Origin of the sequence: Pseudomonas bohemica, from assembly GCF_002934685.1 — a bacterium.
GTDB lineage: Bacteria > Pseudomonadota > Gammaproteobacteria > Pseudomonadales > Pseudomonadaceae > Aquipseudomonas > Aquipseudomonas bohemica.
This window is the reverse complement of the sequence record NZ_NKHL01000026.1, coordinates 1-694: the sequence shown is the minus strand read 5'-3', so window position 1 is coordinate 694 and position 694 is coordinate 1. Positions and strand designations below refer to the sequence as shown.

General features: G+C 53.2%; 1 protein-coding gene and 1 pseudogene. Both read right to left on the bottom strand.

Going from position 1 to position 694, the window contains the following annotated elements:
• The coding region (locus CE491_RS30520) for an NYN domain-containing protein (RefSeq protein ID WP_324880225.1) at positions 1 to 221 on the bottom strand (221 nt) is incomplete at its 3' end.
• Between the two features lie 111 nt (positions 222 to 332).
• Positions 333 to 629, bottom strand: a pseudogene (locus CE491_RS00075) (integrase core domain-containing protein); the annotation flags it as partial.
• Positions 630 to 694 lie beyond the last annotated feature (65 nt).

Below are 694 nucleotides of genomic sequence, written 5' to 3'. Positions count from 1 at the left end.
GAGGCGTATTGGTACTGCAGGCAAGGCGTGAAAGCCTGGCGCACCAAAGCTTCCTGCCATTTGTTTGCGAGAGTGGCATGGTTGCCATAGCCACGTCGCAGAACGATTCGGCCAAACTGTGCACCCACTCGGAGGGCATGCTCTAAAACGTCAGGTGAGACATTGTCGCAGTCCACCAGCACGGCAACGCGTGCTTCACCAGGTGTAGGGTGAGCGGCCATCTTCGGTTTCCTATACGTTTACAATCAAGTGTGAACCCCGAGCAAATTCCTCATGTCACGCTCGAATTTGGTGTAATCGTAGGTCCACTCGAGAGTGTCTAGATGTAGTGGTCAACTGATCCCGGACACGATTTTAAGTTTTTCTTCGGTTTTCGCCGGGGATACCCCACCGTTAAATTGATGAGGACGAATCCAGTTGTAGTGATGCATCAAATAGTGGCTGATGTCTCTCTGAGCCTGCTGGCCGGTCATGTAGCCGGTGGTTGGTATCCATTCTGTTTTCAAGCTGCGAAACACCCTTTCCATCGGCGCATTGTCCCAGCAGTTTCCTCGGCGGCTCATGCTCTGGCGCATGCGGTAGCGCCACAGCCGTTGGCGGAAGTTGCGGCTGCCATATTGGGCGGATTCAACTGGTCGTCGCAACACTGGATTGTTGTACAGACTTTAGATACTCATTCAGTGCTTCGGCAGGT